A 23957-nucleotide genomic window follows, 5' to 3' on the forward strand; every position below is an offset into this window, starting at 1 on the left:
CCATGCGGCGAGCTAGACGGGATACCCATCACGATAAAAAGACAATCTGGAGATTGCCGGACACAAATCGCCGATTGGCCTCACATGCGTCACACCTTCCACCGCCACAGAAGACTGCCCGCCGATCACATGCATCCACGAGGCCGGCGGGCAGTCTTCGTTGCCCGCAAGACAATCTCCGAATACGGCATGCTTGTCTCCGGTGTCTCGACCTACCACGGAGTAACCCGCAACCCATGAAATCCCAACTGCAACACCGGTGGCTCGAGCTGTGGTGCAGGCGCCGCGGCGGCCGCCTATTATGGTCCTCTTCACCGTGGAACAGACAGTGACTAGTTCAGCATTGGATAGCGTCCGAATCGCTTTACATACTCAAAGATAACCAGACTTTCGCATAACTGCAGCGTCGCCCAGTCGGAGGGTTGAACTCTTCTCCCGAATGAAGTCCATTCTGACAACCAGACAGATATGCGCAATTGATCGATGTCGTGATTCTCTCCGCGCTTCCTGTAAGACTGCAACGGCACGCGCAGGGAGTGCCCGCATCTATCGACGTAGCGCGATGCTCCTATATAAAGAACATCATGATCCAGATGATGTGGAGCCACATCTGCTGCGCCTGCTCTCGCGATCATGATCAGACCAAGGCAACCATAAGGTCCGGTTGGGGGGTGTGCGTTTTGTCCGCAGCAGATTTCTCCATAAGTTTGCCACGGGCCAAAGCACACATCAGGCAGAACATTTTCGTTACGCAGAAGCATCCGGGGAGAAGTAGGTAGGGTTCCGCCCGTCGCAAGACGGGCATAATCAAATGGCGCTAGACCTGCTGAATGTTGCTACAAACGTCGCAAAGCTATAAGACGCCTTCAATCACCCGGAAATCGCGCTTTACACCGCACGCTGGTATGCAGAACCTTCCCGGTAGTCGATGGCCCGCTTCAGGCTCGCGAACTCTGCGACAGTGGTTCGCTCCGCCTTTCCGTCGTCGTAGAGCTTTGCAGCCACCCTTCTCTGCAGTTTGCTTGTTTAATGCCCGTCGGGGAATAGTTGATTGCTGCACCGGGTGCACGAGTGTTCTGCATCAAGGGTTTTTGGCGAGCGCCCCACCGAACGCATAGTGACCTTGCTGCGTATCACTCGGAATCGCAGACGCCATAGAAGAGCAGAGACGCGACTATTTCCCGGGATGTTTTTTCGCGAACCGCTTCAGCCTATTTGATGTAAGCGGGTGCACCAGACCGTGACGTAAATAGTCTCTTTCTAAGATCATCTCGACGGCGCCAGGCCTTCTTCGCTATCAAACAACTGAGGTAGTCGTGATGACCCGCCACAAAGTCACTGGTCGTTTGAGTAAGGTCCTCGTAACGAACGGCTTCGCATTTCTTTCTGGCTTGGCGGCCAAAGATCGCAGCAGCGGCTTCGCTGAGCAGACCGCCGACATCCTTTCCCAGATCGACGCCTATCTGCACATGGCCGGAACCGACAAAACGAGGATTGTAGTCGCGAACATCTGGCTGAAAAATATTGCCTCGTTCGATGAGATGAATGTTGCGTTGACCGAGTCGGTCGACGCCGCGAACCCGCCAGCCCGCGCCACCGTCGAGTCGAGACTTGCTCGAGAAGACATCCTCGTTGAGATTCAGGTGCAGGCATTTGTCTGACACTGTCTCCGATAGCGGCCAGCCAGGTCGCTCACGCTTTGTCTTTTGCGCCATTCCGTCCGGTCTATGCGTTCAACGTCAAATCGTCCGAGCATTACTCAGGTGATCCTTCGTGGTGGCTGACAGAAGCGCTCGCCGCCGACACTGATGCCCCATTGACGCCGCGACTTGCAGGAAAGATGTCCGTCGATGTGGCTATCGTTAGAGGAGGCTTCACAGGACTCTGGACCGCAGCCCTCCTGAAAGAACGCGCCCCGGATCCAACAGGCGAACTGATTGAAGCCGCAGTGTGTGGTGCAGGCGCGAGCGGAAAGAACGGCGGAAAATGCCACGGGTACTGGGCGTCGCTCGCTGGTATATCGGCAAACCTAGGTCCCGATGCCGCGCTTCAGATCGCCTGGGCCGGAACGCGGGCACAGGACGCGATCAGGAAATTTGCCACCGCTCCCGGCCGCGACGTCTGGTGGCGCGAGGCGGGAAACGTCAAGGTGGCAACCACCCGCAACCAGGACGCAAAGCTGAAGACCGGCGTCGATGCGGCCGTGAGACTTGGCGAGCCCGACAGGGCCAGACTACTCTCCCCTGAAGAGGTAGCGCAGTACTGCACGTCACCCGTGTTTCGCGCAGCAGTTTTCTATCCCGAGGGAGCAACGGTTCAACCTGTGCGACTTGCTCGGGCCCTGCGTCGGGCCGCTTTAGCCTCAGGCGTCCGTATCTTCGAACAGACGCGAATGACCGGGCTCGAAACTGGAACCCCGAACCACATCGTGACGCCGGTCGGCGAGATCATCGCTGCGGACGTCGTGCTTGCTACCAACATTGAGCTGGTCAAACGAAAAGAGTTGAATTCGCATGTAACGGTATTCTTATCTTATTCGCTCATGACTGAGCAGACAGACGATCAGCTACAAAACATGCGCTGGACGGGAGAGGAAGGCTTCGCTGACTCCCGCATGTTCATCCATTATTTCAGAAAGACTGTCGATGGCCAGGTGCTCATGGGATCCGGCTCAGGGCCAATAAGCCAGGGAGGAAGCACGACGTATACTGGTCTGCGAACGGATCGCGCTTCGGCGGCACGTGCAGAACGGGGACTGCGACGTCTTCTTCTTGGCTTGGCCAATGTCGGTATCGCAAAATCTGGGGCGCCGGGGTGGACGTATCATCTCACCGCCTTCCGGTGATTGGCACCGTCAGCGGATCGGGTGTGCACTACGCCTGTGGCTACTCGAATCATGGGGTCAATCCTACGTACATCGGCGGGCAGTGCCTCGCTTCTCTCGTCCTGCGCGAGAAAGACTACTGGGCCAGATTGCCGTTCTGTACCCGACCGATACCATCGTTGCCACCTGAACCGTTCCGCTTCGTTGGCGGCAGATTTGTTCAGTGGGGAATTCTCGGCTGCGAAGAAGCCGAAGAGCGTGGAATTCAGGCTGGAATCCTTCAGCGAAGTGCCGCTGCTATCCCAGGCCTGCTGGGGTTGCGTATTGGGACCCGTTAGTAGCTACGCGACGCTCTAAGCCGCCACGCCCGTCTGTCGACTGCGAACGCGCGCCGGCGACTTCCACACGCCAACGCGCTACTCGTATCGACTACTGGCCTCATTATCTGCATGATCGCCCGGCTGGGGAAAGGTGATCATAGCGCCTGCCTGTAACGTAACTTCAACACGCCTTCGACGACCATCACCGCGATCGCAACCCAGATCGAAATGTATGTGAGCCACTGGTTATGGGCGATCCGCTCGCCGAGAGCAAGCGACACCAGAACAAGCAGCACGGGCTCGACATACGTCAGAAGCCCGAAGAGTGTCAGATTCAGCCGATGGCTCGCCGTGATCATGCAGGACAGGCCAGCGACGCTGATGCAACCGTCGCGAAATAAAGATTGCCAACCATGTTCCTTCCGCGCACCGATGCGCGGAGGTCGGACGGATTGGTCAGCTTCATGCCGTCGTAGTCGATCGGTTCCAGTGCGCCGGCTTTTTCGAGCGTCAGCAGTTGCAGATCACCAAGATCCGCCACATCTACCTGCACACGACCAGCCTCTACCATCGCGAGGATCTGCCCGGCGGTCAAAGGCTGTACGATCACTTCGATGCCAGTCGCAGCGGTAAACGGTTTGTAGACCGCCGCGTCCATCGCGTCCTGATAGGCTCCGCCCAGTCCGCGCACAACCACCTGGCCTGCATCCTTGGCAAACAACGGACGTGCCGCAAGTGCCGCGCCGGCCGCTGCTGTTTGTTTGAGAAACATGCGCCGATCAATACGACTGGTGAAACTTGTTTCATTCCGAATTAGGTCGGTTTTTTTCATGATTGTCCAGTAGGAGTACTTAATCTGCAGGTTGATTGATATGGTCGGATGCTGCTATCCGGTCAGTTTTTGGGCTTCGCCCGGTTCGCCAACGAAAACTCGTCCTTATCGTTGCCAGCGCTCTGCCAATGACCCAGCTGCTTGAGGTGCTCGTCGGAAGCCGTCAGTTGGGCATTTGCATTTGCTGCGTCGCGCTCCAGCACCAGTGCAATGAGCCAGTTAGTCAAGGTGAGCGTGCCCGCTTGCGACCACCAGGCTGGCGAGCTGACCGAGCGCGCTACAAAGAGCGTTTTGTCGGCTATTTCGGCGAGCGGAGACGAAGCGCGATCGGTGATTGCTACAGTCTGCGCACCCACATCGCGGGCCGCCTTCATGAGATCTATCGTGTACGGCAGGTAGCGCAGATACCCTATCCCGATGAACACATCCTCCTTGCCAACGCCGCGAAGCCGGTCGGCTAGGTCGCCATTGCCCATGTTGAAGACCTCGCCTTTTCCGATGCAGTGATTCAACTGCATCGCGAGATGAACGGCGAGGGAGTAGGAAGTCCCGTGTGCGCTAATGTAGACGCGCCGCGCGCCAACGATCATGTTCGCAACATGCGAGACAGTCTCGTCGGCATTGCGTTGAGCGGTCTGCTGAACAAGAGCAGCGTCAGTCTCGAAGATGGCGCATTTGAGCTCCTGCTCGTTTTTTAGTCCGCTTTGCTCGGGGATACCGCTTTCTCCGACCCGCTGAAGCAGGCTCTCGCGAAGCGACTCCCGCAACGCCATATACCCGCCGTATCCGATCGCCTGCGCAAAGCGGATGACCGCCGCATCACTCTGGCCGGTGTCCTCAGCCAGTTGCTTGGCAGTGCGGAAAGCAACCTGCTCCTTGTGATCAAGGATGTATCGCGCCATCTGTTGCTGGGCGGGAGTGAGTCTGGCGAAGCTTTCCTCGATGTACTCGGAGAAGGTCGAAGTCGGGTCCATTAAAATTCTCGCTACCGAGTTGGTGTTTTTGGTAGTATCCACTACCGATATCATTTTGCTATCTAGGGTTTCCCCCAAAGACGCTGGCAGTTTTGGCGGCCGCTCTTCATTGGTAATTTTTACCATTTCAACGAAAATAGCTCATATTGCTGCGCCTGATGCAGCATTGAAATGCAAATTACAATAATTGCTTTTATCTGATGCAGCTATCAGAATGGTTTCCGTAGGGAAAACCACTGGTCCACTCAGGAGTCGCGATGATTAGCGTAATCAGGATTACCGAAGCAGGATCGCCAGATGTGATGAAAGTCATTAGCGGCGAAAAAACCGACCCGGCAGCAGGTCAGGTTTGGCTCGAGCAGGAAGCGATCGGCGTGAACTATCTTGATGTCACTCAGCGAAATGGAGCCGTGCGAATCCCGCTACCTTCCGGGCTGGGGCTTGAGGGTGCGGGTCGCGTCGCCGCAGTCGGCGAAGGCGTCGACAACGTCAAGGTCGGGCAGCGGGTCGCGTATGCGACAGGTCCCATTGGCGCATACGCAAGCGCACGTCTGTTCCCTGCCGAAAGACTCGTGCCTCTTCCCGACAACGTATCCTGCGAAGATGCAGCAGCAGTTCTGTTCAAGGGTATTACTGCACAATATCTTCTGAAGTCAACGTTTCCAGTCGCACAGGGAGCGACCGTACTTCTTTACGGTGTTGCCGGCGGCGTAGGCCAGATTATGGCGCCGTGGGCAAAAGCGCTGGGAGCAACCGTCATTGGCGTCGTATCGAAGCCCGCGAGTGTTCCGATCGCCAAGAACGCAGGCTGCGACCACGTGATTGTTTTTAATCCCACCACGCTCGCTGACGAGGTGGCAAAGGTAACTGATGGCCGCAAAGTCGACGTCGTTTACGACCCGATTGGCCGGATCTCCTTTGAAGCGTCACTGAACAGTCTGCGACCGCGCGGTCTTCTCGTGTCGTTTGGAGCGTCGAGCGGCGCTCCTGGCCCGGTGGAACTCTCGACGTTGAATGCAAAAGGCTCACTCTTCCTGACGCGCCCTTCGATCGTGGCCCACACGAGCACCGCGGCCGAGTACCAGCAGCGCGCCAAGGACGTTCTGTCCGCGCTGGCAGCAGGTACGATTTCGGCACATATCTGGCGTACTTACGCGCTGGCAGATGCAGTAACGGCGCACTCCGACCTTGAAAACGGTAAGTCAGCAGGAGCGATCATTCTGACACCATGAATCAAACAGCGCTCGATACAACGCACACAGACGAGATTGCCGCCTTACTTGCCGTCGCTTCCGAAGGTTCCTTCGTCGCGGCCGGGCGGCACCTTGAGCGTCATCCAACCGTGGTTTCGAAGCGGGTTGCCGCAATGGAAAAACGGCTGGGTGTGCGGTTGATCGAGCGCTCTACACGGCATGTCAGGATGACGGATGCCGGCGTGAAGCTTGTCGAGCGCCTAAGGTCCGCCATCGGCTCGATCATAGAGGCGGAACAGGAGGCCTCGTCCGGCGCCGCCGAAGTTCGAGGCGTCCTGCGTCTCGCTCTTCCGGCCGCGATGGGACGCCTCTGGATCGGTCCGATGCTGCCTGAGTTTCTTGAGAAGCACCCCCAAGTCTCCATCATTGCCGATTACAGCGAGCGATTCGTTGACATCATCGCAGAGGGTTTTGATGCCGCCATCCGAATCGGTGAACTCAGTGACAACCGGTTGATTGCGAGAAAACTGTGTGACCACCATCGTATTCTGTGCGCTTCACCCGAATACGTGGAACGACATGGTTTGCCTGACGCCCCCAAGGACCTCCTCCGGCACAGCTGTCTGAGGTTTACGCGACTCGCAACCTTCCCGGAATGGCGTCTGGTCAAGGGAGACCTGCATGAAACAATCGTGCCGAAAGGCGCGCTGACCGCTAACGACAGCGAAACATTGCTGGCCGCGGCACGCGACGGAGTCGGCATCCTCGGCGCGGGCGAGTGGCTCATGAGCCGAGACCTGAATAGCGGCAAGCTCGTCCGGATTCTTCCAGAGTGGCAGCTCGATGGCTCGGGAGCGGTCTATCTTGTAAGGCCCTCTGCACGTTTTTCACCGGCCAAGACAGTAGCGTTCAAGGACTGGCTGGTGTCCAAATTTGAAAATGGTCCGATCTGGAACCATTCAGCTTCCTGAGTGCGTTTTCCAACGGCTCATCCAGTACTCCCAAAACTTGTACGGTGTTGTTTTGCTTAACTTCGGTATCGCGTCTTCATTAGCTTCATCAACCCTCTTTGCTGGCCTTTACTTTTATGCAACGCTTCTTGCCCCCCTTGATGGGAAAGAGATCTTTGCCTGGCGCATGCTTCTCACACTACCGTTCCTCACGATTCTGATGGTGGTAGGAAAAGAGTCACGGCACGTCACGGCTCTGTTCGCGCGAATCAGAAAAGAGCCCCAGCTCGTAATAGGACTCTGCGCAAGCAGCGCACTCCTCGGCTCTCAACAATGGCTTTTCCTCTGGGCTCCCATCAATGATCGCGGCCTCGACCTGTCGTTGGGATATTTCATGCTCCCTTTGACCCTCCTGCTGGTGGGACGGGTCTTTTACCGTGAAAGGCTTTCGCTTCTGCAGAATATGGCTACGGCAAGCGCCGCGCTAGGCGTCCTGCATCAATTTTACGTTGTCGGCCACTTCTCGTGGGTCGCCCTTTTCGTGGCTTCAGGTTTCCCGGTCTATTTTGCCCTGCGCAAGAACCTGGGAACCGACAATCTCGGCGGTCTCTGGTTCGACATGCTCCTCATGTTTCCTGTGGCGATTTACTTCATCTTCAAGGATCCCAATGTCGGTGCAGCCTTCGAGCGCGCGCCCGGTCTTTACGTCCTTGTACCGCTACTGGGAATGCTTACTGCGGCTGCGTTCATGTCCTACATTCTCGCGAGTCGCAAGCTACCCTTCAGCCTGTTTGGCCTTCTCGGATATCTTGAGCCGGTACTCATCGTTTTTGTGGCGCTCGCAGTCGGCGAGCGGATAAAGCCGCACGAAATGCTGACATACCTTCCAATCTGGACCGCTGTCGGGCTACTTGTTGTAGACGGCGCGTTACATATGCGTAGGCAGTTCCTTGGTTCACCAGCCTAGCCTTGTCGTTTCTTGATCTCGAGGATGAATAGACCTTGCCACAAATCGAGCTGCTGTTTGTCGAACGTCCGGAACTGACTGCTGAAGCCCGACAGACCATCGCTTCGGACCTCACCGAGGTTTTAAAACGACACCTCGGCTCAACAGATGGCTCTCTTTCCGGCGGCATTGCCGAGCTCGCCAAAGCTCAGTGGAAGCCCGAGATCTACGTGAGAACGATTTTTCTACGACTGGACTCGCTGATTGAAAAGCCCTGTTAGGGCTACTAATCTGTTCAACCGCCCGGCGCAGGATAAGGTCAGCGTCGGGCCCGAAGGGCCCAATTGCGCCACGAAGTGATTTCACCCTTGTACTCAAGCACGCGCTCGTCCACCGTGAGCGCCTGCATGGCGAACACGCCTTTGCCGTGAACTGGAGACGACCGGACAATCACGCGCCGCATACTCTTTCCTTTGCCGATGTCAGCGCCAGTATACGAGCAGCAAATTTCCGCATCCAGTGCGATGGGATGAGCAAGCACTTGCCACAGAGTCAAGGTATCTGATCCGCAGGCATCCCTGAATGACTGACCGATCGGCCCGCGAAGATATCCAGCTTCAGAAAAGCTGATTACCCAGCTCACGCAGGCTGACCCACTTCACCGTGCTCACAAAGGTCCTGCCTGCGGTGTCGAGCGATTCGATCATCGCGCGTTGCCCGCGGGCTTCCGCAATGACGCGCACGATGCGCGTCCGGTAGCGCAGTAACGCACCGATCGTTGGGCACGAGGTTTCGCGCCGGGTCCGCGATCGTTTCTTTTCCATACGGCTGTCTATATAGATGTGCAGCGAATCGAAGGGGCCGCGGCACGTCGCAGCATCTCGCCACCGATGCTACCAGGTGCATCCTTGAATGCCTTGCCCGCCGTGATCTTGACGGTCTTCGCTGCGGGGATCTGGATCTCGGCGCCGGTCGCCGGATTGCGGCCGACCCGCGCGGCGCGCGCACCGTAGCGGTCGCACGTCGCCTCGCGATTGCGCTGTGGCGCTATCTGAAGGACGGCACCATTCCGGCCAGGTCCACGCCATCTCGACCAGCAATGCACGCACTCGCCTGGACAGCGTCAAGCAGGACGTCCGGTTTACCGACAAACATCTTGACCGGTCGGCCGAGGTGATTGTCGCTGTTTAGCTGGGCATGGTTGTCGCTCCGTTCGGATTGTCAGCGGGTAATTGACGGCGTCGCTCCTTCTGTTTGTCGCTGGCTGTGCGGCGCCGATAGCTTTCGACATTCAGCTCGAAGATCGTCGAGTGATGGACAAGCCGGTCGATGGCGGCCACCGTCATGCCGGGGTCCGGGAAGACGTCGTCCCAGCAGCCCAGCGTGGCCAGCAGTTTGCGCATCCGGTCGCGGTGCTGCCGCACTTCCTTTTGCAGTTGCCCACGATCGCGCATTAGCTGGCGGGACGCCTCATCCTGCGGCGATGGTACATGCACCACGTGCATTCGGTCGCGCTCGCGGCGCAGCCACGCACGCAGGTTAATCACCAGCTTGATGACATCGAGCCTGTCGGTCTTGGCGCGTCGCTTGTGGCGTTCGACCGGAATGCTCGCCGGATCGACGACATGGCACTCGATGCCGCGCGCCTGCAGCGCACGACAGATCCAGAAGGCATCCTGACCGGCCTCGTAGCTCACGACCACCCGCACGTCCGCAGGCAGCAACCACTTCTCTTTGTGGTGTTCGATCAGGTCCAGAACTGCCTGCACGCGGGCGGCGGCCTGTGGCTGCACGACGGCGTGCACGGCGGGCGTCTCGCGCCGGCCGTCATGCAGCGCGACCTTCCACTTCGCCCCGGCCAACTCTAGCGACACGGCAAGTATTGCTTCTTCACCGCGGGTGATGAATGTCTGATCCGTGCGCATGATGTTCTCCTTTGAACAGGACTTGACACGCTGATTTTACGTATCAGTTCGTCGACGCCTCCTGCTCATAGGATCTACCCGATCGGCGCACCGTTGCGCAATCGGCGCGCGGTCGAACTGGATCCGCTACCACTGGCGCGGCACGCCTCTCCAAGCAAGTCCAAGCATGAGCGGGGCATGACGTCGCCGTGAGGCTGGCCCTGCGCAGTCGTGTTCACCGTTGACAACGTCCGATGAAACTCCCGCCGCGATCGGGCGCCTATCGCTGCCCGTGCCCTGCGTGCTGTGCGGCTTCCTGGCCGCATCGCGGCGCACCGGTTGCGCGAACGCTGGCTACCCGCGGGCGCACGGCGCGGCCCTGCTGGCGTGATTGATTCTCTGCGCGGGATTGTGTCCGCAACTGAAGGGGTCGATAGCCCGCGTTATCGCGGCCATCCGTCAGGCCCGTCAGGGTGCGAAAAACTGAGCGCATTCAGCCTGGCCTGTCAGGCATCGAGCGGCCGAGAGTGCCCCTTCTCGGTCGATGCCTGACGTTGTGCGAACGTCCTCTAACCGGCGGGAGCTGCCGTCGGCTCGACAACGCATCCGTGCTGGCGTGGCAGTGCGTGTCCAGTCACGTAGAGTGAGTTCAGTGGTGATCCCAGCGGCTGCGGTAGGCAAACTCTGACAAGGGTTTCAATGTCCGCGCACAACGAGACTATCGCCTTGCCGCTGTAACTCCACTTCATCTCCACATTTCCATCCCATATTGCGAATCACCTCCTCCGGCAGCGAAAGCTGGGGGCTTCCGCCGAAGTCACCCGCAGTCAGCGTCGCGATATAGCCTGTCGCGTGAAGCTCGCATGCCGGCCAATGCTTCAAAAGCAACGCTACCAAATCGTCATCGGACTCCGGAAGCAGTAACCAACTGGCGCATACGCTTTCCGAATACTCGGACCACGCCCAGACCACTTGCTCATCCGTCACGACACGCCCTGCTGCCCTCAAGCAGGCCTTCATGCGCTTGGTTGCATCGGGAAACTCCGCAGCCAGACTGCGCATTTCCATCAGTGACCGTCCCATCTGTGCCTCCACTCTCGCAGCGCAATTGCAACATCGTCGCATATAACGGAATGCCGCAGCGGCACAAGCTCAGCACCATATCGAAAGTCGAGCTGTACGGCAGTCGAAGGGAGTCGGCCCGCTAGGTTTCGAGTGCTGTAAAGCCAGAGTTCGGATGGGTACCCAAAATGGCCGGGCGAAGTGAACACGGGATAGGCCCGGCTCGCGGCACTCCTGCATGCGCCGCCTCCAGGCCCTCGACGAATCGGGGCGGCCAAAGTAGCGAGCACCGCCGGAGCGGACTCGACGACTTCCAGTACGGAGAGGTATAGATTGTCAACTAGAACCACCGCGGTCACACGCCGCTGTTACTGTCACTTTTCTTCGAAGATTTCCAGTAACTGTGTGCGCAGAACATTCGTCACCCGATCGATATCTTTCGGAGTGAATCGGTCCATGTAGGCAACGGTCAACAATGTAAGCGGGTGAATTCCAAGCACTCCCGCTAACTTCTCGATCTTTCCAAGTGTGGGCGACTTCAGACCCCGTTCGATCGTACTTATGTACGTCCGGCTGGAGATCAGCCCAAAATCTTCCTGCGTGACATTGGCTATTTCGCGAAGTCGCTTCAGTGCGTTGCCGAACTCGGCCTCGGAGCGCATGCAAGTCCTCCCATAAAGGACCTGATGTACTCATTTCGAACACTAAAGAACTACAATCTATAGTATTCATTTGTTACCATCAGCGATTTCCCGTGTGAGACGTACCCGCGCAGGACACGACTGCCGGAGGCCATGTAGCGAAGATATCTGGTTGCGGGCACTGGTTGCCCGCGGGAACGGACGACGGGTGAATTGCACGACAGGAAGTCGACAGGATGTCAGTTAGTTACCTCAAGGAAGATGGATGTTAGTGACGGATGCGACCTGGGCCGAGCGTGACGCGTTCAAACAGCAACTTGCGACGCCCTACCAGGCGTGGGACTGCGTCGGGTGGACGGACGAGCCCCTGAATTTTCTGGTGATCGCATCGCACAAACGACGCGGTGATGCCTCGCAGCCGGCTGGATGGCTATTAGCTGGTCCCGAAGTATTGCTCGAGGCGGTATCGGAATGCGAGCGAGACAGCTTCCTCGTCTACGTACTGGATCGCGCCACTGATGGTATCGGCCTCCATCTTTACCAGGTTGCCGGCATCTGGCGGGAGCGCAAGCCAAACGCAGGCGACGAACCCTGGAGATGGTATTCGACCAGTCATGGTGAGCTGAGGCCATGCACGCGAATTCGGCGCTATCTTGTGTCTCCACCCGAACTGGTAAGCGAGCGGCGCTTTGACACTACCGTTGTTGCTGCCAGCCAGGATACTTAACGCTTTCAGGCCACACCAAGGCTGCTGGTGGCCCCTTTGCGCTTCACGGCACCTACACGCGTGCTCCGTGGCAATGCGGCCGCCCGGGTGAACGGGCGGCCAAGTCCTGTACCTGGATCTTGACGGAGTGCTGCATCCGGCAGACGTCTGGCGGCTGCCAGGGATCGGCCCATATGTGGCATCCCCCCGGAGGTATGGTGCGCGAACGTGCCGGATTGTTCGTCGAACTCCAGGCGCCCTATTCAGACGTTCGGCTCGTCCTCTCGACAAGCTCGGTTGTTGTCTACGGCAGCGTCTTCAAAGTCGCACGCCGGTTACCCGTCCGACTGCGCGACCGTGTCGTCGGCGCGACCTTTCATGGCGATATAGGTGCAAACTGGTTCACGGAGGTGCCACGAGGCAAACAGGTCTGCTCCGATGTAATGCGCCGACGGCCGTACGCATGGCTGGCGCTCGACGACCGCGACGAAGGAGGTCCCCGCATGGTCACGCGATCATCTCGTCATAGCCGACCCGGTGCTGGTCACCGGCGACAGCCAGGTGATGGCGAGACTTGAGGAAGGACTGACCGGTTTCGTGGAATAGGACATCCGGCGCTGCATCGTCCTCCATGTCGCGCCGCTCGCCATCGATATGATGGGTCGTTTTTTCTTTAAACCCGGCTTCCATCGCAATAACTGCGAATATCTTCATCGCGACATGCACACTCCCGTAATGAGGGTTGAGCCCATGAATTCTCCCGCCATTCCTGATGACTTTCCTCGCGAATCCGCCCAGGGCGCCATTGGTGGGTACCAGCCGAAAGTCTTGCTCCGTCGGGCCGGTGATCAGCTTATCTCGGGGTCGACCGCTGAAGAGCTATCCACACGATACGATGCATGCGAAGACCTCGCCGGACAGCTTGCATCCTACGCCCGCCGGAAACTTGCCGGGAATCCGGTGCAGTCACCGTGCGATACGCTTTCCAAGATCGAAACTGATGTAACCCGGAACGTGTCCTCGGGACAGTGGGACATTTCCCCGGCCGAGATCACCTGGATCATGAAGCGTGTTCGCGAGCTGCTGGCAGAAGAACTGCAGAGTGACAGTACCCCAAGGAATACCAGAGACTGTGCGTAATGAAGTGAGGCAGCCATGATCCGTGCCCATGACCAATCCACCACAGATATCCCGACGACGGATCTCGTGCTCAGCCTGCGCTTGCCAGCCGGCACTGATCCGGCCATCGTATCTTCCCTGAAACAAGGTTTGGAGAATCTGGCGGCGACCGTTCTGATGAAAACGTCTTTCGAGGAAGCGATTATCAAGCGGGCAGATGATCTTGCCACCGCGATCACGGGCCTCTCGGCGCCGGTCACAGCCCTCATCGAAGAGCGCATTTGGCGTCAGGAAGCCATGCGTGCCGTCTTTGCGCGGGGCGACTGGCTCACGGCCGGGCAGATCAGTGCGCTCCAGGCCGCACCGCCCGCCAACAGGGCGCAGCCGGCCAGCGGCTGGAAGCGCCGTGGCCACATCTTCAGCGTGTCGATCGGCGGCAAGGAATACTTTGCCGGCTACCAGTTCGACGCCATGTGCCAACCACTGCCGGTCATCAAGGACATCCTGGCTGCACTCGGCCCGGTAGCCGACTCGTGGAAGATCGCCGCGTGGTTTCATTTCCGGAACGGATGGATCTCTGGTACTGGAGAGCATGAGGGCGAGCCCGTCTCTCCGATGGATGCCCTCGACCGACGTGAAGCCGTGATTAACGCCGCCAGGCACATGCATGGGACGTACGTTGCCTGATCAAGTAGACAAAACTTGGGTATCCGCATTTCGGGATTGATGCCGACAAACTCTGCTGCGTTGCGGAAATTGGAGATGCTGGCTACGCGTTGCTCGATAGACGCATTTCGACTGCGTTTCGCGTGTACACGGTGTGTCAATTGACCGTAGCAGCCTCGTTGCCGACACGGAATCACGCTGGGCAAGCCGCAGCCGCGACAGGAGCGATCCCCCGTGCTGCGGGCCCTCACCGGCGGGACGTAACCGTAGCCGGTCCGCGCCGCGGCCCGGCAATGCATACACCAGCGCCCGCCGCCCGATGCCGGACTGGTTGCCATCCCCGGCGCGACAGTCCAGCTGCGCGGGCCATTGGCCGTATGCGCGAGCTCCGACCGGGCCGGAACCCCAGGCCTTGCCAGCTCGATGCTGGCAACCACCACCGCCGCTTCGTCCGGTCCAGCAACACTGCCCTGCTGAAAAGCCGGTTTGTTTAGCTAAAACCGCTTCTTTAGCTGGCCAGCTAAGGAAGCGGTTTCACGCAAACCACTGACCCTGACGGGTCACCCTGCCTGGTGACCAGAGCATCCTGGACCTGACGGGTCGGGCTACCACGCGGCCGGATGGGCCCCGGTCGGCCCGGTACCGGCCTGGCGCCGTTTGCCGGTGATAAGGGCAGTTATCACGGCAACCCTGTCCATTCCCGGCACAGAAACGGTGTTCTGGCGTCAGACCTGTGCGTAATCTATGCTGGAATGGCCCGCCCGCGCCCGCCCGAACCCGTTTTCGCCCGGGCGCGCTGGCGTGCCGCTGCTGGAGTACCACCATGGGCCGCCCCGCCGCCGTCACCGCCGACCAGATCCGCACCACCGTGCTCGCCATGCTCGCCGAGGCGGAGATGGACCCCGGTCACGCGCCGCCCACCGCTGAGCGCTTCCGCAAGGTCGTCTCGGTCCGCAAGCTTCGCGCGCGGCTCGGTGCCGGCGACCCGACGATGCTCTCGCGCGCGCTGAACACGATTGAGGCGGAGGTGGTGCGCGCCGGCCTCGCGCAAGCCGCGATTCCCGGGCTGCCCGACACGATCGCCGAGCAGATGCGCGCGCTCTGGCAAGCCGCCGTTGCCGTTCAACTCGACGATGTGGCGCGCCTCAGGGATGAAGCGACGCAGGCCGCGGAAGCCTCGGACGCCTCGCGGCGGGACGCCGAGTTGCGGACCGAGATGCTGAGGGTCGAACTTGCCGAACTGCGGGCGCAGCTGAGTGCACGCGACAGCGAACTGGCCAACCTGCGCGCGGACTGCCGCAGCCTCACCGAGCGTGCGGAGACGCTCAGGACGTCTGCAGCGGGCCTGCAGGCGGAACTGGACACTATCACCGCAACGCTCGCCCAGACCAGACAGATGCATGCAGACGAGTTCGCTGCGGTTCACGCCCGCTACGAAGGCCTGTCCCGGCAGCTGCTGCAGGAAACCGGACACCAGCGGCATGCGCTGCAGGCCGAGCGTGAGCGGCTGTCCGGCCAGATCACGCTGGCCCAGCAACGGGCCGCCGCACTCGAGGGGTTACGTGACCGGTTGCTGACCGAACTCGCCGCCGAGCGCAACGCGCACCAGCGCGCCGCCGCCGAAGCCGCGGCACTGGCCACGGTCGCTGCTGAGCATCGCGCCCTGCTGCAGGCCGTGCACGCCACTACCCGCCACCCGGCGAAGCCTGCACCAGTCCGGCACCGCAGGACCCCGGCCGCATCGACTCCGACGGCGACGCCCTCCCCGGCTGGCCCCGCAACGCGGAGAAAGGCGCGATGAACCCGGCTCACTGGATCGATACCGCGGTGTCGCCACCGCAACCGCTGCCGGATTCCATCGAGGCGGCGCTCGACTACGTCGCGGGCGCGACCGGCCACCCGGTCTACACCCGCTGGACGCTGTCGCGGCTGAAGCGCGGCTGTCCGTCGCTCGCCGACGCGAAACGCGAGCACCCCGCCGTGTTCGCGCTGCTGCTTGAGCACGAGGCCGCCGTCGAGTACTGGGACCGCGGGCGCCTGCGGATTGTCGCGGCGGACGATGCGCCCCCACCCGGGACCATCCTCGAACGCGTGCTGCACCAGCACCGGCGCCGTTTCCACAAGGTCGCTGACGGAACCGCGCCGGTGCCTGCGAGCGCCGCAGTGCCGCCCGCCGCCACGGCCGTCTGGCTCGCGGCGCTCGAACCGCCTCACACCGTCGCCGCGCGTGTCGACCATGTCTCCAGTGCCACCCCTACCGCCAGTGGATGGCTCGCGCGGGCGGGCCGCTTCGTCAATCCGTCGATGGTCACGAACACGCTCGGCGTAGCCGACGATGCCCAGGCGGTGATCCTCTTCCTGCGCGATCGCGCCGGCCGCTCGCCGCACACGCGGCGCGCGTACCTGGCTGAGCTGCGACGCCTGATCGCGTGGTGCGAGCGCGAACGGCTCGGGCCGCTGTCGGACCTGACGCGTCACGACCTGCTCGCGTACCGCCGCGAGGTCGAACACGGTCCTGCCATCGGCGAAGCAACTCCCCCCGGCATCCATCATCTGGCGCGTCGGGCACAACCTGGTGGGCCGCGCCAGCGGTCCGCCGCAGTGGCATCCCGTGCGCTCGCGGTGGTGTCGAGCCTGTTCCGCTACTGGCTCAGAACCGGCTACCTGATCGCGAATCCGGCCGCCGATCTGTCCGGGGGCGGTGCCGCGCGGGCCGCCTGGATGCCCACCCGCATCATGCCGGCCCGCGTGGTCGCGCTGTGCGATGCGGTCGTCGCGGGCCCTGCGCCGACCGGCCTCACACCGCCCGTCTGGACACGTCGCTGCGCCATCTGGTCGCTGTACCGCTACGGCGGGGTGCGGCTCGCGGAGCTGGTCTGGTCCGAAGCCCTGGGACTGCCACGGCTGGATGTCGACGCCGACAGCAACTGGACCCTGCACGTCCTCGGTAAGGGCGGCAAGCTGCGGGCGATTCCGCTCCCCGCCGTCTGCGTGCCGCCGCTGCGCGCGTACCGGCTCGCGCGCGGACTGCCACCTGCCCCTGCTCCGTTCGAACGGCTGCCGCCCATCCACAGCGAGAAGCGCGACGCGCTCGGCGCGAGCGGCCTCTATGACGAGGTCAAGGCGGTCTTTCATGCGGCGGAAGACCGCGTCGCGCCCGGTGACAGCGTGACGCTCGCCATGCTGCGCGCGGCGTCCACTCACTGGCTACGGCATGGCTACGCGCGCACGCTGGTCGTTGATCATGCGGTGCCGCTGCCGGTTGCCCAGCAGCTGCTCGGGCACGCGTCGGTGCAGACGACGGCCGCGTATGCGAAGACGGACCTCACGCAGACGCGCGCGTTTGTGGAGGGGAGTTTTCCGCAATCAAAGTAACCATCGATGATAAAGGCAGGAAGACATGCGCACCTCAACGCTTGCTGCCAACAGTTGTCGACCGATGGTTTCGTACGTCGCCTTCGGCCTTAGCCGTCATTGAGATGGGCTGGGTTCTGCGTCAGCAATGTGGCTGATTGCTGACGATGGTGGCATCGACCAACCCGACGGCAGCATCCTGCATCAGTGAACTCGCACTCCCGACCCGGCGCGGACATTCGACACGAGGGGAAGTAACGTCAGCTGACAAGGCTAAACGGACGTTCGACACGCACCGTGTCAGCAGTATCAGATCTCCAGGTCACCGGATGCTTGCTGGACCCGTTACTGCGCGTCGCGGCCCGGTGCGATATGGTGAGCGGTAGGCTGCAGTACTTCGTCGCCTAGCAACTCCGTCGCGACCAACGCGTGCTTTCTCGCGTGGGAGCCGAACGATTCGAACACCCACTGGCGCAAACAATCGTCGTCGATCCCTATCTCTTTCAGCAAGATCACATGGTAGAGAACAGCAAGCGCGTCGCTTCTTATGTCCAACTCTGCAAGAAAATTCGGCTTCACGCGGCCTACCCGCTCGCCGCCAAAGTGGGAGAGATCATTTCGGCGAGCGGCGCAAGCCTTTGAGAACCTTCGCAGCCTTTCTTCTTCAAAGCCAAGAGATAAGTCGCGAAGCAACTCAAAGATGCGCTGCTCCAGCCGAGGTTCCTTCTCATGTTCCAGTATCCGGGTGAGCCACCTCTTGTCCCGGGAGAGTTTAATCTGACCGATAATTCTCTCGATCTTTTCGTCTAGCGCGGCTGAACAACTGGCACCGTCAAATTTCTTTCTGTGCAGAGATTCCATGCCGAGAACAAGATTTAAAAATCTGTTTTCGACATAGAGTTGAAAATCCCTGCGCGTACTCAGATACGAATAGAAGCCCGAACCATAGGTTGAGCGCTTCGTCCTCCAAGTATCGAAAATTGCACCGAAACTTTCCCGCAACTGGATGAAATTGGTCGGGCATTTGTAATGTGCGGGCGCTGGCGCCGCGCTCGTGGTCCGCAAGAAATAAGCCGTGTAAATATCCTTGCTTTGTGCGGGCGACACGGTCGGCCAAGCAAGCGCGTAGTGCGAATCGGTCAGAAGGATGAATAGGTCCTGTAGAAAGTGGAACTCGGACCGGATGTCCTCGATGGGCATACTTCTTTTGAAGCGAAACGCCAAAACCACAAACTCCTTGAGCGTGACTTCATGGGTCTGCTGCTTTCCGCGGTGCGGCCCTAGCACCTCATACTGGAACGTAAGCTTTCGATCATTGAGGCTAAAAGAGACGTCCTTCTGTGTGCGCTGTTTTACAGTCACAGCGCGCACCGTCCGATTGGTCCTAATAGACCCGATGCGGAGCCAGTCCTCATAGCCTGCAAGATCGACTTCCATTCTCGAAAATTTGATCCCATTTGCTTGCCATGGAATCGCCTTCGTCCCAACGAGACAATAGGATGCAAGATATTTTTCATAGGAGAACCGATTCGAGTGGAAATGGCCTCCGTCTCCGACCGCATCAACAAGCAAAATACGCTGGCCGGTGCCTTTCAGGATGCCGCAGATTGAGCGTGGCTTCCCCTGACCTTGCAGATCGGACGCGAGCTTTTCGATTGAATGCATATCGGAAGGCATTGACGTATCAAGTTCCAGCCTCGAACTTCCATCTTCACGGACTGTGAGCACGCCAGTAACGTAGCTCTCCGGTGCGAACTGATTTTCTGGAACCGGCTCGTCGTGCCACCAAAAATATCCACGCTCTTCAACAATATTTTTATTCATATTTGACTTGCTATCCGTTACCGACCTTGATGATACGTTATGCGGCAGGCCCGCAGGGCACGGGTAGCTTGAACCGATGATGCCGCGACCGGATCGGTGCGTGAATGTCCACAACGGAGACGGAGCCGACGCCCGACCGTCAGTGCGGGGGCGTATGTCGGTGGCTGCAAATGGCCGCACTGAGTCCAATGGCTACCGACTCAGATCGGCCACCGCTCGGGGGCTGGGTGGCAGTCCTCACGCTGATCGGAGTAACGAACATTGGGTCTATGATTCAGTCCTCGGGGGTCCAAAATGAGACCAGCGATGGCAGTTCGGGCATACAGCCACGGCATTCTCCGTAGTATCCTCGCCGCCGAGGGCAAGCTGCACGCGATGATGGACTTCGAGATAGGGTGTTCCGTCCCTGCGCATAAAAGGTGCTTCCTTGCGGCATATTTCACAGACGCCATTCGCTCGGCGCAAGACCTCAGCAACTACATCGGCGTTGCGCAGGAACACTTGGGTCGTAATTGTGACCTTGGCAGGTTTCTTCGGAGCGAGCGCTAGACGCTCGAGACGGGCTCGAGGCGCGCGAGAAAGAGCGGTGGCCACATCGCGTTCGAACTGCTCGTTTAGGGCATCCAGCGAACCGGGCATCTGAGACTGCTTAAGCTGCAGTCGGTGACGTTCCACGACCTTGCGCAACGCGTGGGTAGCAGTTGAACAACAATCCTGATGAGCGCAATCATGTGTTCATCATGTCATATGCGATGCGGCGCCGCTGAACACCCTCGCCCTGTCTTGATCGAGTTTTTGCGGAGGACAGGTGGGCAACCCGCTCCCACCCCTGAAGCGCGCCGCTTTGCGTTCAGAAAAATGATGAACCAACTTGACATTTAGAAGGGCGTCCGGGGCAGCCAGTACGCGAGCGATGAATACCAGACATTGCTCAGGCAGCATCACGTGGTTTGCAGCATGAGCCGCAAGGGAAATTATTGGGATAACTCGGTGATGGAGCGGTTCTTCCTGAACCTGCTAGGCGGTCCGTCGCGGCGGCGAAGCCCTTCGCTTCCGCAACAGTACAGAAGGCTCGAAGGCTCATCAGAGTGTCCATGGATCATCAACTTTTAGGAAACGGCGCATCAATAAAGTGCATGTTGATTGCGATATCGGAGAGCCTGTAAATTGAAAACCTGACGCTCCCGAGGGCCGGCATATTTTATGTGCAAAATGGTTCGCAATCGTGGCGCTCTGGAAAAAGGAACTCAAATGGGCATCTCCAATATGGCAAAGGCAATGTCGGTAGCGCGCTCGCACATGGGCTAGAGGAGCTACAGAGAAGGTTGCCCGGCGCCAGAATCGTAACTCGTTGCTTGCGACGACACAAAGGCGAAAGACGCCGCTCCGCAGCTGCCCGGCCCTTCGGTTTTGATGCGATTGACGCGGGGCCATTAGCCAACGCACGCCGCTGCAGCGCTGCGCGAGCATCTCGGCCCGTCGCCGTGAGCAAGCGACTAGCGTTGCTCGAGGAATCCTCGAACGCCCACCTGAGCGCGCTCCTGTTCCGTAATTCCCAACCGTCGAACATTGAGATGAATACGTCAACGCCCGGTCGATCCAGCTAATACGTATTCCTACCCATAAATTATCTGAAGAAAGTACCCAAAATGGCTGAATCCCTATTGCGCTATCAAGATGCCGGATCCTTTCGCTGGGGGCGCCTGGTCGGCGATGCGCCTCGCAGCGCGTCGGATACGATCGAGGTGGCGCCTCTTCTGACGAATGCCCAAAAGACCAGCGAGCTGCTCAATGCCTTGTCGAGCGGGACCGTGCATGAGGAACCTCCTTTCCGGCTGCCAGCCTCTAGTCTGCTGAGCCCGGTAACGAGCGATGGTCAGCTCGTCTGCCAAGGCCTCAACTATGCCGAGCATTCGGGCGAATCGGGTCATCACCTACGGCGGCAGAACCTGTTCTTCATGAAGGCGAGTTCAAGCCTCACTGGCCCCTATGCCGACATCGTGCGTCCTCGGGAGGTGGAGCTGCTCGACTATGAGGTCGAGATAGGCGTGGTGATGCGGCGCGCGGTCACGGGAGCCTGCAAAGTGACCGACGAAACGATTGGCGACTATGTGGCCGGCGTCGTGTTGTGCAACGACGTTTCCGCGCGCGACACGATGTTCGGGGCGTCCTTTCTCCAATGGTTTCAGGGCAAGAGCTATCGCGGTTTCTGCCCCGCAGGTCCCATCCTGCTCGCGTTGGACCCCGACGAGGTGGCGGAGACGCTGAACGCACTCGAGATTACGCTCGACTGGGGGAATACGCAGCGGCAGTCGGCGCGCTCCGATCAGCTCATCTTCCGTCCCGCCGAGACGATCACCCAGCTGTCGGAGATCATGGATCTCGCGCCCGGGGACATGATCCTGACCGGCACCCCGGGCGGGGTTCTCGCGAAGGGTTCGCCTATGGTAGTCGACATCCTGGCCGCCCACCTCATGGCCGACGAGACGCGTCGCGACGCGCTTCGGGCTGAGATGACAGCGCGCACGACCTTCCTGCAACCGGGCGACGTTTTACGGCTGACGATGCGCGATACGCGCAGCGGTAAGCTGATCGGCGGCCAAGAAACCCGCATTGTCTGAGATGTTCGCGAACCATATGAGAGGATCCATCCAGTGAACAGCCTGCTCCGTCATCAAGATCCGATCCTGCATGCCGATCGGCTGACTCATGTCGTCTTCAACCGGCGCGATCCCGATGCGATGGACCGCTTCCTGCGCGATTTCGGCTTCGTGTCGCTGGAGACGAGCGGCAGGAGCCGCCATTATCGCGGCTATGGGAAAGCACCGTTCTGCGTCGAGGTGATCCCGGCTGATGAGGACAGCTTTGTCGGCTTCGCGCTAGTGGCGAAGGATGTCGCCGATCTGAAACGCCTGGCTCAAATCGAGGGCGTGGCGATCGAACCCAACGATGGTCCCGGCGGCGGGTTGCGCGTTCGCCTGACCGATCCGGACGGGCGGCGTGTCGATCTGCTGGCTGAGATAGCTGAACTTGACCCCCTACCGATCCGCGCGCCGTTCGTGAGCATCAACACGCCCAACCGGAACGTGCGCGTGAATGCGCCGATACGCTCGTCCGCGGAACCGTCGCCGGTGCTGCGGATGGGCCATGTCGTGCTGCAGACCCCCGACTTCCAGCGAACCGCCGAATGGTACATGCACCGTTTTGGCTTCATCGCCTCGGATCTTTGCACGGTCGCAGACGGAACGCCGGCGCTCGGCTTTTTCCGACTCGACCGCGGTGACACGCCTGCCGATCACCATAGCCTCGCATTCCTCGCCGGCCCCGCGCCCGCGGTCCTTCACGTATCGACCGAGACGATCGACATCGACGCCGTCGGACAGGGCCAGCAACATCTGCGCGCCCGGGGTTGGACCCACGCCTGGGGCACCGGCCGGCATGTCCTTGGCAGCCAATTCTTCGACTATTGGAAGGATCCCGCCGGAGATGAGTGGGAGCATTATGCGGACGGCGATCTCATGACCGCCGACTATCCGACGGGTCAACACCCGCTCGCCCGCGGCGGGCTTTGGGCCTGGGGCGACGATCTGCCCGAATCCTTGCGACCGCCCGGCCCGCTGCCGGAAGGCGCGCCCCCCTTTTCCCGCGCAGTGGTCGATGCGCTGTTGACGCCGCCACGCCCCTGGATGCGCTGAAGGAGAGAGAACAGATGCCCAAGGTCATTATCAGCTGTGCCATCACCGGCTCCGTCCACACTCCGTCGATGAGCCCCTATCTGCCGATCACACCCGACGAGATCGCAACGCAGGCAATCGAGGCAGCGGAGGCCGGAGCGTCGGTGCTCCATCTCCATGCCCGCGATCCGGATACCGGCAAGCCCTCGGCGGACCCGGCGTTGTTCATGCAGTTTCTGCCACGGATCAAGGAGTCGACCGACGCGATCGTGAATATCACGACCGGCGGCGGCCAGGGCATGAGCCTCGACGATCGGCTGGCGGCCGCGGAACGCGCGTCGCCAGAACTCGCATCGCTCAACATGGGCTCGATGAACTTCGGCATGTACCCGATGCTGGGTCGCTACAAGACCTTCAAACACGACTGGGAACCGACCTATCTCGAATCGTCGCGCGACTGGATCTTTCGCAACACGTTCAAGGATATCGAGCAGGTGCTGGAGCGGCTGGGCCAGCGCCACGGCACCAGGTTCGAGTTCGAGTGCTATGACACAGGGCACCTCTACACGCTCGCCCATTTTCTCGATCGCAAGCTGGTGACGCCACCGCTCTTCGTGCAGTCGATCTTTGGGCTGCTGGGAGGCCAGGGCGCCGATACCGAGAACCTGTTCCACGCCAGGCGCATCGCCGACAAGTTGTTCGGCGACGACTATCGCTGGTCGGTCATGGCCGCAGGGCGGCAACAGATGCCCTTCCTCACCATGGGCGCCATCAACGGCGGAAATGTCCGGGTGGGACTGGAGGACTCGCTGTTCACCCGCAAGGGGCGGCTCGCCGAGTCCAATGCCGAGCAGGTGCGGCTGATCCGCTCAATCCTCGAGCCGCTTTCGCTCGAGGTGGCGACCCCGACCGAGGCGCGTCAAATCCTGGCGCTCAAGGGGGGCGATAACGTCGGCTTCTAGCCGCGC

26 protein-coding genes and 2 pseudogenes are annotated in these 23957 nt (G+C 60.1%); 16 read left to right on the top strand and 12 right to left on the bottom strand.

Annotation, left to right across the window (positions count from 1 at the left end):
* Positions 1-1319 precede the first annotated feature (1319 nt).
* Both AC3WOG_RS32185 and AC3WOG_RS32190 read left to right on the top strand, forming a co-directional pair.
* On the top strand, positions 1320-1661 hold the full coding sequence (locus AC3WOG_RS32185) for a RidA family protein (RefSeq protein WP_492582523.1): 342 nt from the start codon (positions 1320-1322) through the stop codon (positions 1659-1661).
* A 38-nt stretch (positions 1662-1699) separates the two neighbouring features.
* The gene (locus AC3WOG_RS32190) at positions 1700-2845 is read left to right on the top strand and encodes an NAD(P)/FAD-dependent oxidoreductase (protein WP_492581802.1); all 1146 of its coding nucleotides are present in this window, start codon (positions 1700-1702) and stop codon (positions 2843-2845) included.
* Between the two features lie 454 nt (positions 2846-3299).
* On the opposite strand, the gene AC3WOG_RS32195 is transcribed toward AC3WOG_RS32190, so the two are convergent.
* The 3 genes from AC3WOG_RS32195 to AC3WOG_RS32205 form a co-directional block, all read right to left on the bottom strand.
* Complete coding sequence (locus AC3WOG_RS32195; protein WP_492581803.1) at positions 3300-3503, bottom strand: hypothetical protein; 204 nt, start codon at positions 3501-3503, stop codon at positions 3300-3302.
* Positions 3500-3976 carry a twin-arginine translocation signal domain-containing protein gene (locus AC3WOG_RS32200; protein ID WP_492581804.1) on the bottom strand — a complete coding sequence of 159 codons (477 nt, stop codon included), beginning with the start codon at positions 3974-3976 and terminating at the stop codon, positions 3500-3502. The genes AC3WOG_RS32195 and AC3WOG_RS32200 overlap by 4 nt, the downstream gene beginning before the upstream one ends.
* 62 nt (positions 3977-4038) lie before the next feature.
* Positions 4039-4950, bottom strand: coding sequence for a MurR/RpiR family transcriptional regulator (locus AC3WOG_RS32205; protein WP_492581805.1), 912 nt, complete (start codon positions 4948-4950; stop codon positions 4039-4041).
* 257 nt (positions 4951-5207) lie between these two features.
* Between AC3WOG_RS32205 and AC3WOG_RS32210 the strand changes: the two genes are divergently transcribed.
* Genes AC3WOG_RS32210 through AC3WOG_RS32225 form a run of 4 tightly spaced genes read left to right on the top strand, consistent with a single transcriptional unit; the run spans position 5208 to position 8320 of the window.
* Complete coding sequence (locus AC3WOG_RS32210) at positions 5208-6182, top strand: quinone oxidoreductase family protein (RefSeq protein ID WP_492581806.1); 975 nt, start codon at positions 5208-5210, stop codon at positions 6180-6182.
* Entirely contained in the window at positions 6179-7114 is a 936-nt protein-coding gene (locus tag AC3WOG_RS32215; protein ID WP_492581807.1) for a LysR family transcriptional regulator, read from the top strand. The genes AC3WOG_RS32210 and AC3WOG_RS32215 overlap by 4 nt, the downstream gene beginning before the upstream one ends.
* On the top strand, positions 7083-8060 hold the full coding sequence (gene rarD, locus AC3WOG_RS32220) for an EamA family transporter RarD (RefSeq protein ID WP_492582524.1): 978 nt from the start codon (positions 7083-7085) through the stop codon (positions 8058-8060). Before AC3WOG_RS32215 ends, rarD begins: the two co-directional genes overlap by 32 nt.
* 35 nt (positions 8061-8095) lie before the next feature.
* Complete coding sequence (locus tag AC3WOG_RS32225; RefSeq protein WP_492581808.1) at positions 8096-8320, top strand: tautomerase family protein; 225 nt, start codon at positions 8096-8098, stop codon at positions 8318-8320.
* 38 nt (positions 8321-8358) lie between these two features.
* Here the strand turns inward: AC3WOG_RS32225 and AC3WOG_RS32230 are convergent, their stop codons facing one another.
* The 6 genes and pseudogenes from AC3WOG_RS32230 to AC3WOG_RS32255 all read right to left on the bottom strand — a co-directional run bounded on the left by AC3WOG_RS32230 (position 8359) and on the right by AC3WOG_RS32255 (position 11667).
* Positions 8359-8595, bottom strand: a complete 237-nt coding sequence (locus AC3WOG_RS32230) for a hypothetical protein (RefSeq protein ID WP_492581809.1) — start codon at positions 8593-8595, stop codon at positions 8359-8361.
* A 61-nt stretch (positions 8596-8656) separates the two neighbouring features.
* Positions 8657-8863, bottom strand: a complete 207-nt coding sequence (locus AC3WOG_RS32235; RefSeq protein WP_492581810.1) for a hypothetical protein — start codon at positions 8861-8863, stop codon at positions 8657-8659.
* An 8-nt stretch (positions 8864-8871) separates the two neighbouring features.
* A pseudogene (locus tag AC3WOG_RS32240) lies at positions 8872-9048 on the bottom strand (HU family DNA-binding protein); the annotation flags it as partial.
* Between the two features lie 178 nt (positions 9049-9226).
* Positions 9227-9964, bottom strand: a complete 738-nt coding sequence (locus tag AC3WOG_RS32245) for an ATP-binding protein (RefSeq protein WP_492581811.1) — start codon at positions 9962-9964, stop codon at positions 9227-9229.
* A 675-nt stretch (positions 9965-10639) separates the two neighbouring features.
* A complete protein-coding gene (locus tag AC3WOG_RS32250) occupies positions 10640-11026 on the bottom strand; it encodes an AbrB/MazE/SpoVT family DNA-binding domain-containing protein (RefSeq protein WP_492581812.1) in 387 nt (128 codons plus the stop codon).
* Between the two features lie 353 nt (positions 11027-11379).
* Entirely contained in the window at positions 11380-11667 is a 288-nt protein-coding gene (locus AC3WOG_RS32255) for a helix-turn-helix domain-containing protein (protein ID WP_492581813.1), read from the bottom strand.
* Between the two features lie 244 nt (positions 11668-11911).
* Between AC3WOG_RS32255 and AC3WOG_RS32260 the strand changes: the two genes are divergently transcribed.
* Both AC3WOG_RS32260 and AC3WOG_RS32265 read left to right on the top strand, forming a co-directional pair.
* Positions 11912-12373: a hypothetical protein gene (locus tag AC3WOG_RS32260; RefSeq protein WP_492581814.1), complete on the top strand. Its 462-nt coding sequence runs from the start codon at positions 11912-11914 to the stop codon at positions 12371-12373.
* 194 nt (positions 12374-12567) lie between these two features.
* Entirely contained in the window at positions 12568-12930 is a 363-nt protein-coding gene (locus AC3WOG_RS32265) for an HAD domain-containing protein (RefSeq protein ID WP_492581815.1), read from the top strand.
* Here the strand turns inward: AC3WOG_RS32265 and AC3WOG_RS32270 are convergent.
* Positions 12860-13066 carry a hypothetical protein gene (locus AC3WOG_RS32270; protein WP_492582569.1) on the bottom strand — a complete coding sequence of 69 codons (207 nt, stop codon included), beginning with the start codon at positions 13064-13066 and terminating at the stop codon, positions 12860-12862. The genes AC3WOG_RS32265 and AC3WOG_RS32270 overlap by 71 nt on opposite strands.
* A 36-nt stretch (positions 13067-13102) precedes the next feature.
* On the opposite strand from AC3WOG_RS32270, the gene AC3WOG_RS32275 reads away from it, so the two are divergent.
* From AC3WOG_RS32275 to AC3WOG_RS32290, 4 genes are all read left to right on the top strand, one after another.
* Positions 13103-13492: a hypothetical protein gene (locus tag AC3WOG_RS32275; RefSeq protein WP_492581816.1), complete on the top strand. Its 390-nt coding sequence runs from the start codon at positions 13103-13105 to the stop codon at positions 13490-13492.
* Between the two features lie 15 nt (positions 13493-13507).
* Positions 13508-14158 carry a hypothetical protein gene (locus AC3WOG_RS32280; RefSeq protein ID WP_492581817.1) on the top strand — a complete coding sequence of 217 codons (651 nt, stop codon included), beginning with the start codon at positions 13508-13510 and terminating at the stop codon, positions 14156-14158.
* A gap of 802 nt (positions 14159-14960) precedes the next feature.
* Positions 14961-15938: a DNA-binding protein gene (locus AC3WOG_RS32285; RefSeq protein ID WP_492581818.1), complete on the top strand. Its 978-nt coding sequence runs from the start codon at positions 14961-14963 to the stop codon at positions 15936-15938.
* Positions 15935-17512: a tyrosine-type recombinase/integrase gene (locus tag AC3WOG_RS32290; protein WP_492581819.1), complete on the top strand. Its 1578-nt coding sequence runs from the start codon at positions 15935-15937 to the stop codon at positions 17510-17512. The genes AC3WOG_RS32285 and AC3WOG_RS32290 overlap by 4 nt, the downstream gene beginning before the upstream one ends.
* A gap of 324 nt (positions 17513-17836) precedes the next feature.
* Here AC3WOG_RS32290 and AC3WOG_RS32295 read toward each other — a convergent pair whose 3' ends face one another.
* Positions 17837-19315 (bottom strand): ApeA N-terminal domain 1-containing protein, encoded by a 1479-nt coding sequence (locus AC3WOG_RS32295; RefSeq protein ID WP_492581820.1) that lies wholly within the window; start codon positions 19313-19315, stop codon positions 17837-17839.
* 267 nt (positions 19316-19582) lie between these two features.
* Complete coding sequence (locus tag AC3WOG_RS32300) at positions 19583-19954, bottom strand: HNH endonuclease (RefSeq protein WP_492581821.1); 372 nt, start codon at positions 19952-19954, stop codon at positions 19583-19585.
* Positions 19955-20206: 252 nt separating this feature from the next.
* Between AC3WOG_RS32300 and AC3WOG_RS32305 the strand changes: the two are divergent.
* The 4 genes and pseudogenes from AC3WOG_RS32305 to kce all read left to right on the top strand — a co-directional run.
* Positions 20207-20332, top strand: a pseudogene (locus AC3WOG_RS32305) (IS3-like element ISKpn18 family transposase); the annotation flags it as partial.
* A gap of 632 nt (positions 20333-20964) precedes the next feature.
* Positions 20965-21936, top strand: a complete 972-nt coding sequence (locus tag AC3WOG_RS32310; RefSeq protein WP_492580124.1) for a fumarylacetoacetate hydrolase family protein — start codon at positions 20965-20967, stop codon at positions 21934-21936.
* A 33-nt stretch (positions 21937-21969) separates the two neighbouring features.
* Positions 21970-23010, top strand: coding sequence for a VOC family protein (locus AC3WOG_RS32315; protein WP_492580125.1), 1041 nt, complete (start codon positions 21970-21972; stop codon positions 23008-23010).
* A 14-nt stretch (positions 23011-23024) separates the two neighbouring features.
* Positions 23025-23951 (top strand): 3,5-dioxohexanoate:acetyl-CoA acetone transferase, encoded by a 927-nt coding sequence (gene kce / locus AC3WOG_RS32320; RefSeq protein WP_492581822.1) that lies wholly within the window; start codon positions 23025-23027, stop codon positions 23949-23951.
* Positions 23952-23957 lie beyond the last annotated feature (6 nt).

This window comes from Paraburkholderia sp. FW306-02-B, assembly GCF_058782725.1.